Here is a 14,463-nt window from a genome sequence, read left to right on the forward strand (position 1 = left end):
ACGGTCGAAGCTTGGAGAAGCTCCCTCTCAGCCCGGCTCACCGGACTCCCGTGTTCGCCACCCAGTCTAATCATCAATAGGCTCGCAGTATGGACTTCCGCATTTTCACCGAACCACAAAACGGCGCCACCTACACCGATCAGTTGCTCCTCGCCCAGGCCGCAGAGAAGCTCGGCTTCACTGGCTACTTCCGTTCAGATCACTATCTGACGATGGATGACCGCAACGGTGGAATGCCCGGCCCGACAGACTCGTGGACGACTCTGGCGGGGCTCGCGCGCGAAACGTCGACAATCCGTCTCGGCACTCTGGTTTCGTCGGCAACGTTTCGGCATCCGGGAATTTTGGCCATTCAGGTGGCTCAGGTCGACGAAATGTCGGGTGGTCGAATCGAACTGGGACTCGGAACCGGCTGGTTTGAGCGCGAACACTCCGCCTACGGCATTCCCTTTCCGGCAAAGCGCTTCGGGATGCTTGAAGAGCAGCTCGACGTGATCACCGGCATTTGGGGCACCGACCCCGGCAGCACGTTCTCTTACGAGGGCACGCACTACCAACTGAGCCAATCCCCCGCGCTGCCCAAGCCAGTACAGAACCCGCTACCGATCATCATCGGCGGCAGCGGCCCCAGCCGCACCCCGGCGCTCACTGCCAAGTTTGCCAATGAATACAACGCCGGCTTCGCCACGATCGCCCCGCTGAAGGAGCGCATTGACCGCGTGCGCGCTGCATGCGAACACTTCGGCCGCGACCCCGAAACGCTGGTGCTATCGATTGCGGGCACAACCGCCGTTGGCGCCACCGAGACACAGATCTCCGCACGAGCCACGGCCGCCGACAGCACTCCAGACAAGCTTCGCGCCGGCGGTTTCGCCGGGAGCGCAAGCGAGGTCGTCGACAAAATCGCCCAACTACAGACTCTCGGTTTTACTCGGGTCTACTTTCAGCTGATGGATTTTCACGACCTCGATCAGCTCGACTTTCTCGCCCGCGAGGTACTGCCCCAGCTTGACTGAGGGCCTGTCGCAGATTGATGAGGTCGTGTCCAGCGCGATGAGGCCGCACGTCACGCTCGAGTTATGATTCCTGGTCGACCGTCACAAAGTCGATCAGTTGTTCGACGCGCCCCAATAGCGCGGGCTCAAGGTCTGCATAGCTAGTGACCTTCGAGAGGATGAACTGCCAGGCGCGCGCAATATCGGCTTGATCCTTGTGCGGCCAGCCGAAGGCTTCACAGATTCCGTGCTTCCACTCGATACTTCGCGGCACCGTTGGCCAGGCGGCGATACCGAGGCTCTGAGGTTTCACCGCTTGCCACACATCCACGAATGGATGACCGACCACGAGGGCATGTTTGCCGTACTTGCCGCGGCTAACCGCATCCGCGATTCGGCTCTCCTTAGACCCGGCAACAAGGTGATCGACCAGGATACCCAGCTTGCGTTCGGAGGTCGGAGCAAACTCGGCGACGATCGCTTCGAGATCATCGATGCCACCCAAAAATTCGACGACGACGCCCTCTGCGCGCAGATCATCGCCCCACACTTTCTCGACAAGTTCAGCGTCGTGGCGGCCCTCGACATAGATGCGGCTCGGAAGTGCGGTGCGGGCACGTTGCTCTGGCGCCGTAAACGACCCGGAGGCGGTCTTGCGGGTGGCCGCGGCCTTGGGCACGGGCTTGACGAGTTCGACCGGCACACCGTCGATGAGGTAGCCGCTGCCGAGTGGGAATGCGCGCGACTTGCCTGCGCGGTCTTCAAGTTCCATGAGCCCGTTAGCGAAACGAACAAGAGCACCGACGTAACCATCAGCGATAACTTCGACGACCATCCCGGATTCGAGCGGCACTTTAGGCAGCACCGCTGGCCCACGTCGGATGGAGAAATCAGCGAGCACGTCGTGGGAGTAGCGGTCGTTAGTCACCGGTCGAGGCTAAGCGCAGCTGCCTAGTTGCGGCCGGAGGCGCGGCGAGGTGAAGCGAGGTTGACGGCCGGCTGATCGCCATGTGCCCGCGGAGAATTGCGCAGGTGCTCACGCCACGAAGAAATACCCACGGTCGATGCCACCCCGATTGCGGCACCGATGCTGGCGAGCAAGATATCGACGACGTCGGCATAGCCTGCGGGCATCCACACGGTCTGAGCGGCTTCGAGCCAAGCGGCGGCAACAATGCTGAAGGCGAGTGCTGCCCACCAGCGGGAGCGCCCGAACATGCAGACCAGAAACACCCCAACCGGAACGAACGCGAGAGCTGTCCACAGCCAAAAGCGACCATTGCTGCCAGGAGCGATTACGAAAGCGAGACTCGCCAGGATGGCAAAGTAGAGCGCGGCGCACACCGCAACTACTAATCTCGATCGGAACATAGTGACATTCTCACAAGCGCATCTTTGTGCCAGTTGTGAGTAGGGTGCAAGTGGAGTGTGAACGGAGCCCAAAGTGACAACGATTCGGTAACTGCTGGCTCAAATTCCTCTGCCCTGAGCGGTTAGCGAGACGCGAGGTTGTCAATCTCTCTAGCGATGGGAGGCAACACTTGACGCATGTAGCGCGCCCAAAAAAGCTTCACGACTAACCACACGATCCAGCCGCGAGCCGGACGCGCAAAGAAGGTATAGCGCCAGCGCACAACCGAGCCACTCTGGCGAGGCTCAAAACGCCACTCGGCCCGTGCCCCCGAGACAAGGTTGCCAAATAGCTTCTGGAAGTCGCTCAACTCATAGGCGAACAAGCCAGGCGAATCGGCATCCGTGATGGTCTCCACAACATGACCACCGTCAGACAGCATCAGGGTGCGCGTACGACCCACTGAGCTCCAGTGGCCCGACTGCTCACGGACCTCAACAACCGCCGGAAGAGGACCGAAGCGAGGATAAAACAGGGTGGGATCTAAGGGGCCTGAAAATTCGTAGGCCTGCAGCGCACTGGTTCGCGTTCGCGCCTCGGCGATAGCGCTGATGCCGCGGGAACGACGCTCGGTCATGAAGGGCTCCAACTCGTCGGGCCGTACGACCCCGCCGGATACTCTTCAAGCGGCACCCGGTTCTGCCGAAACGCCTCCAAAATCGGAGTCACTATTCGCCAGCACTGCTCAGCAACGTCGCCGCGCACTGAAAGCACGGGATCGCCATCGATGAGCGAGGCAATAACTTCTCCGTAGGCGCTCATCGCGGCATCACCGAGGGTTGTCGTGAGCTTCGTGCGGTCGAGCGTAAACGGATCTCCTTCACCGTTGATGAGCAGATCGAGTTCGAGCGTTGCCGGTTTGATCGAGATGGTGAGCTGAGCCGGGTCAGCCACGCCGGTGAGACCACGGGGCAAGTGGGGCACGGGAGCGAATGTAATAACAATGTCTTGACGCGCTTTACCGAGCGCCTTTCCTGACCGCAAAATAAACGGCACACCGGCCCAGCGCCAATTGTCGATCTCGAACGTCACTTCGGCGAGAGTCTCGGTTGCGAGCTGCGCATCAACTCCGTCTTCATCGACGTAGGAAGGCAGTTCACGATCGCCAATAGTGCCGGCGGTGTAACGCGCGCGGCGGGCGCACGTGCCGTCGTGCGTTTGCACCCTGGTCGCTCTCAGTACCTGAGCCATCGCACCGCGAAGATCTTCAGAACTGACACTCGCTGGCGGCTCCATAGCGGTCAAGGCCAACACTAAGAGAAGGTGGCTCTGAATCATGTCGACAACAGCGCCGGCGCGATCGTAGTAACCCGCTCGGCCCTCAAGAGCGAGATCCTCATCAAAAATCAGTTCGACCTTGGCCACATTCGGCGAACCAAGCAAAGGTTCGAAGACGCGGTTCGCAAAGCGGAGCCCCAACAAATTGAGCACCGTCGATTTGCCCAAAAAGTGGTCGACTCTAAAGATTTGTTCTTCCGGCAGAATTTTCGCCAGCAACCGGTTAAGGCTGCGAGCGCTAGCCTCATCGCTTCCGAACGGCTTCTCCAATGCGAAGACAATGCCCGCAGGCAACTGCTCATTAGCGATCGCCGTGCACACCTTCTGCGTAATGGCGGGAGGGAGCGCAAAGTAGAGCGCGATTCGACCCGATGCTTGACCGAGCACCTCCAACAACTGGGCAGCGTCCGTGACATCTGCCTGAAGGTAGCGCGCTCCCTGAACCACCGCGCTCGACGCGGACGACTGCTGAGCAGAAAACGAGCTGGCGACACGCTTCTGCCACGCAGCGTCATCCATTTCTTGACGGTCGACACCGATCAACGACAAATTTTGCGCCTCGTCGCTCGCCAAAAATGACGCCAACCCCGGCAACAACAACCGAGCGGTCAGGTCTCCCCCGGCACCGAGGATGATCAGTGTTTCGATACGTCCGTGCTGCGTCATCTCAAACTCCCTCACTCAGTCGTTCGGGAGGGTGACGGCCGTTGCCGACCCCGTGGCCGTAACGCCGGCCCGTTCACCGCGGTATCAGTGACGCCCGCAGCAATTGACAAATAAACGACAAAAAGAGGAATGTCGAGCAGCGCGACAATGCCGAGAGACTGGAACGTGACGGGCCACGGTTTGCGCACCTTTCCCCGGCTGAGGATGGCACCGCTGGCAAGCACCGCTCCAGCAACGAGAGAATGACCACGCTGAGCACTGGTGAGTTGGGCCTTTTGCATGATTCGACGTTAGCGCAGCACCACCCAACGTGCCGCAAGCGGCCCGAAATGCAACCGAACCGCACCAATGGGCTTTGACACCAAAACGCGGGTGATTTGGGCGCTTCGTGGGACAAGATGGCAATCGAGTCGCTACGGTTTGGATATGCAATCGTGGAGGGACGCGCTTAACGCCGACGAACAGGCCGACGTTGATCGAATTCTCGACTCCGCACTACAAGTGGCCCGAGCTAATCTTGGCCACGCCAGCGAGTTCATGACGTTCGCTCTCATGACCGATGGCAGCGGACGAGTATTAGAAATGACAGCGGATGACGCTTTACGTAAGAAGCATCCGAACGCCCAGGCGTTGCTCAACCAAACCGTCACGCAATTGCGTCAGATGGCCAACATCTCTCGCTGCAGCGCGATCGTCTCGAACACCAGGATTGCCGCCCAAAAGACGGACGCGATTGAGGTTCGAATCGAGCACCGCGCGGGCGCAGCATTGATGGTTTTACTGCCGTATACGCGAGCCAGATTCACGGGTGCACTAACTTTCGGCGATCTGCGCCTCTTTTCGCACACTGCCGAAGTCTGGGTATAACCAGAAAATTTTGCTCACAGCGGAACATTTCTGATACTCCGTACGTTACTGGTGAGCATGAATAAGCGAATCCTCGCCGTCATTATTGCTCTTGCTGTCATTGTTGTTGCAGCGGTCGCGATCGTCACAGCCCAGAACTCGAATGACACTGCCGACGTGAACTCCTCGAACGGTAGCTCTCCCGCCTCCGAGAGCTCCAGCAGCACAGACGAGGTCGCTCCGGTTGCCAATGATGGCGGTGGTAACTACGTCGACTACAGCCCGGCCGCAATTGCGGATGCGGATGGCCGCGTCATACTCTTCTTCCACGCCACCTGGTGCCCCCAGTGCGTTTCTGCCGACGGTGACATCAAAGCCTCAGGCGTTCCCTCGGGAATCACCATCGTAAAAGTCGACTACGACACCAACCAAGATCTGCGCGCCGAGTATGGCGTCACTCAGCAGACAACGTTCGTCGAGGTTGACTCCGACGGCGCGAAGGTTCACGAAAACTTCGTTGCCTACGCAGACCCCACGTTGAACGCCGTTCTTACCGCGCTCAACTAGGCTGCGATGCTCAGCCTCATACTGCTGTCGTTTGTGGCGGGAGTTCTCACCGTCGCGGCGCCCTGCGTGCTTCCGCTTCTCCCCGTGATCGTCGGCGGCTCCATCGCCCGTACCAGTAGCAACTCGACCGTCGCCGAACGTCAGTGGTTTCGTCCGGTGGTTATCGCCCTCAGTCTTGCGGGCTCCGTCATCCTCTTCACGCTGCTCCTCAAGGCAACAACGGCGCTCTTGGGCGTTCCGCAACTGGTCTGGCAGGTTATCGCTGGCGGCATCCTGATCATCTTCGGCCTTACGCTCGTGTTCCCCGCACTCTGGGAACGCTTCATGCTCGCCACTGGTATCCAGAACCGTGCAAATGCCGTGATGAACCGCTCATACTCGCGCGGTGGCCTCGGTGGCGATGTGATGCTCGGTGCCGCCCTCGGCCCCACCTTCAGCAGCTGCTCCCCCACCTATGCGCTCATACTTGCAACAGTGCTTCCCGTTTCGTTCGGCGAAGGTCTGCTCTACATCGTTGTTTACGCGCTTGGGCTCGCGATCGCACTGCTGATGATCGCATTCTTAGGTCAAGCGTTCGCTCGCAAATTGGGTTGGCTCGCCAACCCGAACGGCGTCTTCAAGCGCATTGTCGGAATTATTTTGCTCGTCGTGGGTCTCGCCGTGATCCTCGGGTTAGACAAGCAATTCCAAAGCTACGTTCTTGAACAGGGCTGGTACGACCCTATTCAGCGATTCGAAGAAGGCATCACCGGCTAGCTAATCGACGGAGTAGGATTCGGGCACCAATTATCAACCGGAGGTTGTCATGGTTCCCGAAATTAACTACATCGCTGTAATCCTCGCGACGCTCTCAAGCATGATCGTGGGCACGATTTGGTACACGCCACGGGTCTTTGGCAACTACTGGATGAAGGCCGCCGGAATCACGCCGAGTGGAAACGCTGCGGATGCCATCCGTCCGATTGTCGTTACCGTCATCGTGAGTTTCATTACCGCCTGGGTTCTCGCTGGCGCTGCGTTTATCGCCTTCGACTTTTACGGCGGCAGCTTCTTCGTGAATACTCTGCTGACGAGCATTGTGCTGTGGGGCGGATTCACCGCCGCTCGATTCATCACCCACGATCAGTTCGATGGGCGCCCGAATGGCCTCACCGTTCTTAACGTGAGCCACGAATTCGTGACAATCGTTGTCATGGCACTGATTATCGGTGTCTGGCCCGCCTAGTCGACTCGCGCGCCGGTCAACGAAGTTGGGTGCCGCCGCAGCAGACCATGCCCGACGTTAGATTAACTGGATCGTAACCTCGGCCGTATCACCGGCCTCCAAGTCCTCAGCGCGCCGCACAGCAACTTTGACGGGCAAGAAGAAACTGTCGGCCAGACTGCTGTCGGGAAAGATCGACGTTGTCCAGATTGTTGCCCCGATCGTGACCTCGACGGCTATCGCGCCGAACCCTCGGGGTGGCGACGGAATCTCCTTGATTTCGACCCCCACCTCCGGCGGCACCTGAAGAAAGTGCACGCTCGGCTTCGACGCCCACGGCGTCAGCTCAGAAGTGAATTCGAATGCGGGCTTCATACCTCGAGAGTAGCCCTCGGTCGCGAGTCGCGACTGTCCGCCAGCCCGCTATTGACTCGTGGCCCGTGAGCCCTCGATGGAGTTAAGGAAAGTCACCGTGGAGTCGAAGGCCGAACGTGCGTCCTCGAAATCGAGGTGGAACTGGTACTCGTGGGGCAATTGCTCCGTGTGATCTTCCGGGTAGAACAGTGTTGTCGTGTCGACTCCCAGTTCAGAAAGTGTCTTCGCGAACGGCACTGATTGCGATGCCGTGAGCGGGTCGGCGTTGCCTCCCGAAATCCATGTGCGCGGGAAGTCAGCTGTGACGTCATCGAGTACCGACATCTGCTCGCCTCCTGGCGTGCTCGACCAGTCCTTCACGCCGACGTAACCCCACAGTGCAATGCGGAAACCCCAGCCGCCAAGCCCCGGTGCATTGGGAATGCCGCTGACATCGTAAATACCGCAGTTGAGGATGACCCCCTGGAGCTGGTCTGTCGAGAGACTCGGCGCGATTCCCACGGTTGTGGCGTAGGCGGGGTTAGTAACGGCCGTAGCCAGCTGTGCGCTTAATTGAGCACCGGCAGAGTCACCCGCGAACACAATGTTCTGGGGATCGACTCGCAGTCGTTCGGCATTATCGAGAATGTAGGCCAGCGCGTCGTTGAGCTCGTTGAGCGCCGTCGGATAGGTAGCTTCGGGTGACACGGTGTAGTTGACGGCCACAACGGTGAAACCTTCGGCAGCCAGATTGCGGGCGTAGGGGGCGACGTTTGATTTGTCGCCCGATATCCAGGCTCCACCGTGGATCCACACGACGGTAGTGAGCGGGCCGGATGACTCGGCGGGCGAATAGACATCGAGCGAAGTATCGGCTCCCGAGTCGCCGTACTCTTCGTCGAGAGTTTCAGTTAGCGGCACGTCAGTGGCGTACCGTTCCAGCTCTTCAACGGTCGAGGCCGCATTCGAATCGAAGAGTGCTCGAATGAGGAGGGTGGCTGGCCACGGGCTGAGGGTCCACACGAGGGCGGCGATGATGCCAAGCGCCAGTGCGGTGATACCGATCTTGCTCGAACGTCTGCGAATCCATGGTCGACGTTCGAAGGTACGGCTCATGGATCCAGCCTATCGGCGCCAGCACGGGCTCAGACGTGTTGAGTGGCCCCCTTTGGGGAGAACGCTTCGGCGGGAATGCGGTTGCTGTCAGCCTCAACGACCGGCAGCAACCGCGTCCCCTGACACTTCAGGTTGCAGCGGCGGTCGGCTAACCCCTAACGAGCTGGGTTGTGATCGCAGTGGGGTTGGCGAAAAGGTCGAGTACGGGGCAATGAGCGTCGACAGCTTCGCGAAGCTCGTCGTAGCGTTCCTGCGACTCTGGGCCGGTGATCGTGATGTTCAAGCGAATTGCACCGAACCCGTTGCGCACATTCTCGTCAATTCCAAAGAGGCCGCGCACATCGAGATCACCCTCGGCTTTCACCGAGATGTCGTCGAACGGGATGCTGAGGGCTTGAGCGTAAAGGCGAAAGACAACGACCTGGCACGCGATGAGTGCGCCGAGCGCGATCTCAACTGGACTTGCCGCGAGATCATCACCGGCGAGCCCTTCGGGCTCATCAATGTGGAACACGTGATTTCCGGCCTTGAGAACGGTGCCAACAGAACCCTCTCCCTTGCCGGTGACGGCATAGGTGAGTTCTGCAGCGGCGGGCTTCGCGGCAATACGCGAGTTCCAGGCTACACCCGCTGCAGTGAGGCGAGCGGCGCGATCGGTGGCGGTATCGGTGAACGTGGATTCGTTAGTAAGAAGTGTCATGCGGCGACGGTAATCGCAATCCCCCGCGGGCGCGCGGCCGTGACGTAATAGACCGAAACACTGCTTAACACTGGGCAATCTAGTGCGGTTTACCGCGGGTTGCCGACGCCAGTTTTCCGAGTACTCTGTGAGCCTCGGCCCGCGCTCATTCCCTGTTAGAACGTGCGGCGTTAGCGCGTGCGAACGCGCAGAGCCACCGGAATGGATGCCACAGCCAAGACTGCGGCGAGGCCAAGAGCTGCCACGAATCCGGCACCGTTCACGAGCCCGCCGGCGGCAGCGAAAACGAGACCACCAAACGCAATCGCGACGGCGCCACCCGCAGCATCCGCAATCGACAAAGCAGCGCTATTGAAGCCTTGATCACGAGTGCTCGAGTGGCTGAGTACGAGCGTCGACAGCCGCGGAAAAGCGATTCCCATGCCGGCTCCAGCGACGAGCCAGCCCACAGCCGCGATCCACAGCGAAAGCATGAAATGGGCGGTAACAAACTGGGTCGCGATGCCGACGCTCAAGAGCAGCGAACCGATCACGACAACTGAGCCGTGCGAGACCGATTCCGGCAGGCGTCCCTGCAGAGCGGAGCCAGTAGCCCACGAAACTGCCCCGACGGTGAGGATGAGCCCGGCAGCCCACGCCGGCAAACCATAGCGCTCGTTGAGGAGATAGGGCAGGTACACCTCGGTCGAGAAGAAAGAGGCGGCAAACAATCCGCGCAAGACAATCGTGGCAGGAAGCCCCCGGCGGACGATTAAGGATCCGGCGGGCAGCAAAGGCCGCAGCGCGATGATCGCGACCACTAAGGCGCCGAACGCCAAAGGCCACGCGAGAGCCCCCTCGCGTTCGCCGCCCAAACTGATTCCCATCACAGCAACCGCAACCACCAATGCCCAGACGACGGCGCGCTTACCGGACGACTTCTGCCCGGTAGACGCCGGCTGACGCATCAAGACGCGCACTGCCGGCAGAATTGCTGCACCAGCGGCGATGACCAGAAAAACTACGCCGAAGAACACCCAGTGCCAGCTGATCTGCTCGGCGACAACTCCCGCAAGCGGCGGACCAATCAGCGAGGGCAAGACCCAAGCCGAAGCAAACAACCCAAAAATCTTCGGATGCAACACTGACGGGTACAGCCGGGCCACGACAACATAGAGCGCCACAATAAGTGCACCCGAGCCGAGCCCCTGCAAAAAGCGACCGACAATAAAAATGCCCATCGCTCCGGCGAAACCGGCCACGAGAAGGCCGACCATGAAGACCGCCATTGCGGCGATTAGAGGCTTTGCCGGTCCTGTGCGATCTGACCATTGGCCCGCTAACACCATGCCGATCACACTCGCAGCGAGCGTGCTAGAAAACGCGACGGAGTATAGCGACTGACCATCGAGATCGCGGCTAATCGTTGGCATGATCGTCGTGACCGCGAGAGTCTCGAACGCCCCCAAGAAAATGAGCGCGAACGCTCCCACCGTCGTCCACACCAGTTGCGGGCCAAAGATGCTCGTCGGAGCGGATTCCGCGTCAATCGGTGCGCCCACCGGGGTCTTGCTCGTCATGTTTGATGCTCTTCAGTAGTACGAAGCTACTGCAGACGGGGCGGATCGCCCCTCGTCAGCGCGGTGAAACAATCACGCGCGGTGGCTGGCGGCTGCGGTGCTTGATCAGCTTACGCCGCCACCCTCGCAATTCCCACAAATTTGACTAAGAGTGGAGCGCGAGTGCCGCTAAGAAATTTCGACCGTCGTGCCCTGGCCGAGTTCTTCAGCATCAGCATCCGTAATCATGGCAAACACGCCAGTCGGGATGCCCGGAAGATTCGCGACTCGATTCGCGATGCCCGTCAGGGTCGCTTCATCGGCACCCGTAATCACGATGACATAGGCATCATTGAAAACATCGCCCTCTTCGACAACGAAAATCTCGCCACCCTCATCGAGCTCAGTCGTGAATTCAACCAAGGTCTCAATCCAAGGAAAACGAGTCTCGCCCTCTGCCGCATTGGTATCAGGGGTGAGAGGAACATGGATTTCAACAACGAGTTCAGCAGTGTCAGACATGACTGTAACGCTACCGCCTGCAGCCGACATGCGCTGCTCCCGCTATTCGGCTGCGGCGCGCTCCAAGACCAGTTCACGCACACGAGCGGCGTCAGCCTGGCCCTTCATCGCCTTCATCACCGCACCGATAACAGCGCCGGCAGCCTGAACCTTGCCATCACGAATCTTCGCAAGAACATCAGGCTGAGCGGCAAGCGCTTCATCGATCGCCGCGATAAGCGGTCCATCATCAGAAACAAGCTTGAGCCCACGGCTTTCGACAACAGCCTCCGGCGTTCCCTCGCCAGCGATAACACCCTCGAGAACCTGGCGGGCCAGGCTGTCGTTGAGAACACCATCGTTGATGAGCGTGACGAGAGCCGCGACATCCACCGGGGTAATCAGCGAACTCGGGTCTGCACTTTGGATGTTGGCGAGTCGAGCAATCTCGCCCGTCCACCACTTGCGCGCCTGAGCTGCCGTAGTGCCAGCCTCGATCGTCGCTTCGATCTCACTAAACAGGCCAGCGTTGTTGACATCGCGGAATTCGAGATCAGTGAAGCCCCACGCCGCTTGAAGTCGACGACGACGCTCGGCCGGCGGCTCAGGAAGAGCTGCACGCAACTCTTCGATCAAGGCGAGCGAAGGCTCAACGGGAAGCAGGTCGGGCTCTGGGAAGTAGCGGTAGTCATCAGCGTCGCTCTTGGGGCGACCAGCGCTCGTGACACCAGTGTCTTCGTGCCAGTGGCGGGTCTCCTGAGTGATCGTGCCACCCTTCTGAAGAATGGCCGCCTGGCGTTGGATCTCATAACGAACCGCGCGCTCAACGCTGCGCATCGAGTTCACGTTCTTGGTTTCGGTGCGCGTTCCGAGCTTTCCCGAACCACGCGGGCTCAGCGAAATGTTGGCGTCGCAGCGCAAGTTGCCGCGCTCCATGCGTGCCTCAGAAATACCGAGCGAACGAACGATGTCGCGAATGGCCGACACGTACGCCTTGCCGACCTCGGGAGCATCCGCCTCAGTGCCCGTAATCATGTGCGTGACGATCTCGACCAGCGGAACGCCCGCACGGTTGTAGTCAACTAACGAGTACTCAGCCCCCTGGATGCGACCGGTGGCGCCGCCCACGTGAGTGAGCTTGCCGGCGTCTTCTTCCATATGCGCGCGCTCGATCGGAATCGTGATCGTGCGACCGCTCTCGAGTTCGATGTCGACCGAGCCCTCAAAGGCAATCGGCTCATCGAACTGGCTGATTTGGTAGTTCTTCGCCAAGTCAGGGTAGAAATAGTTTTTGCGGGCGAAGCGCGAACTCGGCGCAATCTGGCAACCGAGCGCGAGGCCAAGCGAGATCGAATACTTGATCGCCTCTTCGTTGACAACAGGCAAGCTGCCGGGCAAACCGAGATCCACCGGAGTGATCATCGTGTTCGGTTCGGCATGCTCCGCACCAGATGCTGCCGGGTTCGGCGCATCCGAGAACATCTTGGTCTGGGTGTTCAACTCAACATGCACCTCGAAACCGAGCGTCGGCTCAAATAGTTCGAGTGCTTTGTCGTAGTCCATCAATTCAGCTTTAGCCACCAGATGATTGTACGTGGCGCAGCGGCACCGTATCGGTACCCGGTTCGAGCGGCGCGGATGCTGGCGCCAAAATTGGTTCGTCATCGTCACTCGGGATCGCCTCAGCCTCGATCGTGAAGTCGCTGAACTCTTCGGACTTCTCTGAGCGAACGAACGCGATTCCCGCCAAAATGAGCGCTCCCCCAATGAACTGCGTCAGCGACAAGTTTTCGCCGATCAGCAGCCAGGCATAAATCGCCGCCGTGACGACCTCGAGCAATCCGACAAACGACGCGAGTCGGGAACCGAGCATCTCGCTGGCCATAATGCTCGTCGAATACGCGATACCGGTCGCGACGATACCCACGATGAGCAGCGGAACCCACCACGGCGCCACGATGCCGAGCACCGCGACATCCACCATCGGCATATCGAACGGCACAATTCCGACCAGACCAACGAGACCGAGAAGGATGCCGCCAATAAGCAGCCCGGCCGCCGCCAGTGCGACCGCGGGCAGACCCTCGCTCGAGCGTGCTGCGACGACGTAGTAAACGGCGGCACCGATCGCCGCGCTCGCACCGAACATGATTCCGATGGGATCGAGAGCTCCCGAGCCCTCAGGAGACACGACAAGGACCAATCCGCCCAGAGCTACGACGGAACCAATGAGTACGACCGCTTTGGGCATCCGCCGAGTTGTGACCCACGCAAATGCAACCAGCAGCAGCGGCGCCATGTACTCCAAAAGAATCGCAATACCGACGGGGATGCGCTCGACGGCCGCGAAGTAGACGAGTTGAGTGCCGGCGACGCCGATGATTGCCATCAAAAGGATGCGACTGCGCGCGTACCAGAGAGCGATCCAGCGCCCCCTGAGCGCGACGATGGCGAACGGGGCGAGAACTGTTCCACCAATAAGCACTCGAAGCGTCACTGCTGCTGCTGGGCTCCACCCTGCCTCGAGCACCGGCTTAATGAGGGCTCCAGAGAGGCCAAAACTTGCCGCGGCGACGAGGGCGATGAGCATTCCGAGAGTTGTGGTTGAGCGTTTCATTGGCGACTGCTTCGAACGAGATTGACGTGTATTTCTGATGACGTTAGTCTCGAAAGAAATAAGGAGTCAAATTGCAGTTTGCCCCTGACACGGTAGAGAGCCTTGAGTTCGCTGTTTTACTCGGAAACACGCACCAGGTCGCCAGCAGATCAGGCGAGGATGAGCTCGGCACGGCCGCCCAAGTGCACTCTCTCGTCATGCAGTTTCGGTTCAGTGGTCGCATTGACCGTGATGACACCGAAGTCGCTGAAGTGCGCGCAGTTCGGGACCGCATCCGCGACGTTTGGAAGCTGACACGCGACGATGCCGCCATCGAAATCAACGCCATGCTCGCCGAAGCAAACGCACTGCCTTTCCTGGCGCGGCACGACGACTTCGACTGGCACCTGCACGCCAACGATCCCGAAGCACCACTTGCCGAGCGCATTCAGGCCGAGGTCGGCCTCGCCCTCGTCGACGTCGTGCGCTCCGACGCTATGTGGCGGCTGCGTCGCTGCGAAGCCCCAGACTGCGAAGGACTCATGGCTGATCTCTCGCGCAACGGCTCACGCCGCTTCTGCACCATCCGATGCGGAAACCGAATGAACCAGATTGCGCATCGCGAGCGACAAGCGGCCGACAACACCTAGCCCCAACCAAAGAACGCATTCGCGTTAACGCAACCGACCCG

The 14,463-nt window shown here is 59.8% G+C and carries 18 protein-coding genes; 6 read left to right on the top strand and 12 right to left on the bottom strand.

The window, feature by feature from the left end:
* Positions 1-89 precede the first annotated feature (89 nt).
* The gene (locus tag ON14_RS03365; RefSeq protein ID WP_010203163.1) at positions 90-1,016 is read left to right on the top strand and encodes an LLM class F420-dependent oxidoreductase; all 927 of its coding nucleotides are present in this window, start codon (positions 90-92) and stop codon (positions 1,014-1,016) included.
* A 61-nt stretch (positions 1,017-1,077) separates the two neighbouring features.
* Here ON14_RS03365 and ON14_RS03370 read toward each other — a convergent pair whose 3' ends face one another.
* From ON14_RS03370 to ON14_RS03390, 5 genes are all read right to left on the bottom strand, one after another.
* Positions 1,078-1,923, bottom strand: a complete 846-nt coding sequence (locus tag ON14_RS03370; RefSeq protein WP_010203164.1) for a DUF3097 domain-containing protein — start codon at positions 1,921-1,923, stop codon at positions 1,078-1,080.
* A 23-nt stretch (positions 1,924-1,946) separates the two neighbouring features.
* A complete protein-coding gene (locus ON14_RS03375) occupies positions 1,947-2,366 on the bottom strand; it encodes a VanZ family protein (protein WP_039741751.1) in 420 nt (139 codons plus the stop codon).
* A gap of 122 nt (positions 2,367-2,488) precedes the next feature.
* Positions 2,489-2,983: an SRPBCC family protein gene (locus ON14_RS03380; RefSeq protein ID WP_010203166.1), complete on the bottom strand. Its 495-nt coding sequence runs from the start codon at positions 2,981-2,983 to the stop codon at positions 2,489-2,491.
* Positions 2,980-4,350: a glucose-6-phosphate dehydrogenase gene (locus tag ON14_RS03385; protein WP_010203169.1), complete on the bottom strand. Its 1,371-nt coding sequence runs from the start codon at positions 4,348-4,350 to the stop codon at positions 2,980-2,982. The genes ON14_RS03380 and ON14_RS03385 overlap by 4 nt, the downstream gene beginning before the upstream one ends.
* 11 nt (positions 4,351-4,361) lie before the next feature.
* Positions 4,362-4,631 (bottom strand): hypothetical protein, encoded by a 270-nt coding sequence (locus ON14_RS03390; protein ID WP_010203170.1) that lies wholly within the window; start codon positions 4,629-4,631, stop codon positions 4,362-4,364.
* Between the two features lie 145 nt (positions 4,632-4,776).
* Here ON14_RS03390 and ON14_RS03395 point away from each other — a divergent pair, with 145 nt between their 5' ends.
* From ON14_RS03395 to ON14_RS03410, 4 genes are read left to right on the top strand one after another with little or no spacing between them, the layout of a single operon-like run.
* Positions 4,777-5,217, top strand: coding sequence for a hypothetical protein (locus tag ON14_RS03395; RefSeq protein WP_010203171.1), 441 nt, complete (start codon positions 4,777-4,779; stop codon positions 5,215-5,217).
* Between the two features lie 57 nt (positions 5,218-5,274).
* Positions 5,275-5,763, top strand: coding sequence for a thioredoxin family protein (locus ON14_RS03400; RefSeq protein ID WP_010203172.1), 489 nt, complete (start codon positions 5,275-5,277; stop codon positions 5,761-5,763).
* Positions 5,764-5,769: 6 nt separating this feature from the next.
* Entirely contained in the window at positions 5,770-6,519 is a 750-nt protein-coding gene (locus ON14_RS03405; RefSeq protein WP_010203173.1) for a cytochrome c biogenesis CcdA family protein, read from the top strand.
* A gap of 49 nt (positions 6,520-6,568) precedes the next feature.
* The gene (locus ON14_RS03410) at positions 6,569-6,988 is read left to right on the top strand and encodes a DUF1761 domain-containing protein (RefSeq protein ID WP_010203174.1); all 420 of its coding nucleotides are present in this window, start codon (positions 6,569-6,571) and stop codon (positions 6,986-6,988) included.
* Between the two features lie 57 nt (positions 6,989-7,045).
* Here ON14_RS03410 and ON14_RS03415 read toward each other — a convergent pair whose 3' ends face one another.
* The 7 genes from ON14_RS03415 to ON14_RS03445 form a co-directional block, all read right to left on the bottom strand.
* Positions 7,046-7,342: a DUF1905 domain-containing protein gene (locus tag ON14_RS03415; protein ID WP_010203175.1), complete on the bottom strand. Its 297-nt coding sequence runs from the start codon at positions 7,340-7,342 to the stop codon at positions 7,046-7,048.
* A gap of 48 nt (positions 7,343-7,390) precedes the next feature.
* A complete protein-coding gene (locus tag ON14_RS03420) occupies positions 7,391-8,437 on the bottom strand; it encodes an alpha/beta hydrolase (protein WP_010203176.1) in 1,047 nt (348 codons plus the stop codon).
* Positions 8,438-8,585: 148 nt separating this feature from the next.
* The gene (locus ON14_RS03425; RefSeq protein ID WP_010203177.1) at positions 8,586-9,137 is read right to left on the bottom strand and encodes an OsmC family protein; all 552 of its coding nucleotides are present in this window, start codon (positions 9,135-9,137) and stop codon (positions 8,586-8,588) included.
* A 170-nt stretch (positions 9,138-9,307) separates the two neighbouring features.
* A complete protein-coding gene (locus ON14_RS03430; protein WP_010203179.1) occupies positions 9,308-10,696 on the bottom strand; it encodes an MFS transporter in 1,389 nt (462 codons plus the stop codon).
* Between the two features lie 168 nt (positions 10,697-10,864).
* Complete coding sequence (locus tag ON14_RS03435) at positions 10,865-11,197, bottom strand: hypothetical protein (protein ID WP_026037508.1); 333 nt, start codon at positions 11,195-11,197, stop codon at positions 10,865-10,867.
* Positions 11,198-11,239: 42 nt separating this feature from the next.
* The gene (gene gatB, locus ON14_RS03440; protein WP_010203181.1) at positions 11,240-12,757 is read right to left on the bottom strand and encodes an Asp-tRNA(Asn)/Glu-tRNA(Gln) amidotransferase subunit GatB; all 1,518 of its coding nucleotides are present in this window, start codon (positions 12,755-12,757) and stop codon (positions 11,240-11,242) included.
* On the bottom strand, positions 12,750-13,793 hold the full coding sequence (locus ON14_RS03445; RefSeq protein ID WP_010203182.1) for an EamA family transporter: 1,044 nt from the start codon (positions 13,791-13,793) through the stop codon (positions 12,750-12,752). Before ON14_RS03445 ends, gatB begins: the two co-directional genes overlap by 8 nt.
* A gap of 71 nt (positions 13,794-13,864) precedes the next feature.
* Between ON14_RS03445 and ON14_RS03450 the strand changes: the two genes are divergently transcribed.
* Complete coding sequence (locus ON14_RS03450) at positions 13,865-14,422, top strand: CGNR zinc finger domain-containing protein (protein WP_010203183.1); 558 nt, start codon at positions 13,865-13,867, stop codon at positions 14,420-14,422.
* Positions 14,423-14,463: the final 41 nt, after the last annotated feature.

The sequence above is a fragment of the Salinibacterium sp. PAMC 21357 genome (assembly GCF_000247645.1).
GTDB lineage: Bacteria > Actinomycetota > Actinomycetes > Actinomycetales > Microbacteriaceae > Rhodoglobus.

What these genes read in the sequence shown, in the direction of transcription:
- ON14_RS03365 (WP_010203163.1), top strand. Translation starts at nt 90, where the DNA reads ATGGACTTCCGCATTTTCACCGAACCACAAAACGGCGCCACCTACACC.
- ON14_RS03375 (WP_039741751.1), bottom strand. Translation starts at nt 2,366, where the DNA reads ATGTTCCGATCGAGATTAGTAGTTGCGGTGTGCGCCGCGCTCTACTTT.
- ON14_RS03380 (WP_010203166.1), bottom strand. Translation starts at nt 2,983, where the DNA reads ATGACCGAGCGTCGTTCCCGCGGCATCAGCGCTATCGCCGAGGCGCGA.
- ON14_RS03385 (WP_010203169.1), bottom strand. Translation starts at nt 4,350, where the DNA reads ATGACGCAGCACGGACGTATCGAAACACTGATCATCCTCGGTGCCGGG.
- ON14_RS03390 (WP_010203170.1), bottom strand. Translation starts at nt 4,631, where the DNA reads ATGCAAAAGGCCCAACTCACCAGTGCTCAGCGTGGTCATTCTCTCGTT.
- ON14_RS03395 (WP_010203171.1), top strand. Translation starts at nt 4,777, where the DNA reads ATGCAATCGTGGAGGGACGCGCTTAACGCCGACGAACAGGCCGACGTT.
- ON14_RS03400 (WP_010203172.1), top strand. Translation starts at nt 5,275, where the DNA reads ATGAATAAGCGAATCCTCGCCGTCATTATTGCTCTTGCTGTCATTGTT.
- ON14_RS03405 (WP_010203173.1), top strand. Translation starts at nt 5,770, where the DNA reads ATGCTCAGCCTCATACTGCTGTCGTTTGTGGCGGGAGTTCTCACCGTC.
- ON14_RS03410 (WP_010203174.1), top strand. Translation starts at nt 6,569, where the DNA reads ATGGTTCCCGAAATTAACTACATCGCTGTAATCCTCGCGACGCTCTCA.
- ON14_RS03415 (WP_010203175.1), bottom strand. Translation starts at nt 7,342, where the DNA reads ATGAAGCCCGCATTCGAATTCACTTCTGAGCTGACGCCGTGGGCGTCG.
- ON14_RS03420 (WP_010203176.1), bottom strand. Translation starts at nt 8,437, where the DNA reads ATGAGCCGTACCTTCGAACGTCGACCATGGATTCGCAGACGTTCGAGC.
- ON14_RS03425 (WP_010203177.1), bottom strand. Translation starts at nt 9,137, where the DNA reads ATGACACTTCTTACTAACGAATCCACGTTCACCGATACCGCCACCGAT.
- ON14_RS03430 (WP_010203179.1), bottom strand. Translation starts at nt 10,696, where the DNA reads ATGACGAGCAAGACCCCGGTGGGCGCACCGATTGACGCGGAATCCGCT.
- ON14_RS03435 (WP_026037508.1), bottom strand. Translation starts at nt 11,197, where the DNA reads ATGTCTGACACTGCTGAACTCGTTGTTGAAATCCATGTTCCTCTCACC.
- ON14_RS03445 (WP_010203182.1), bottom strand. Translation starts at nt 13,793, where the DNA reads ATGAAACGCTCAACCACAACTCTCGGAATGCTCATCGCCCTCGTCGCC.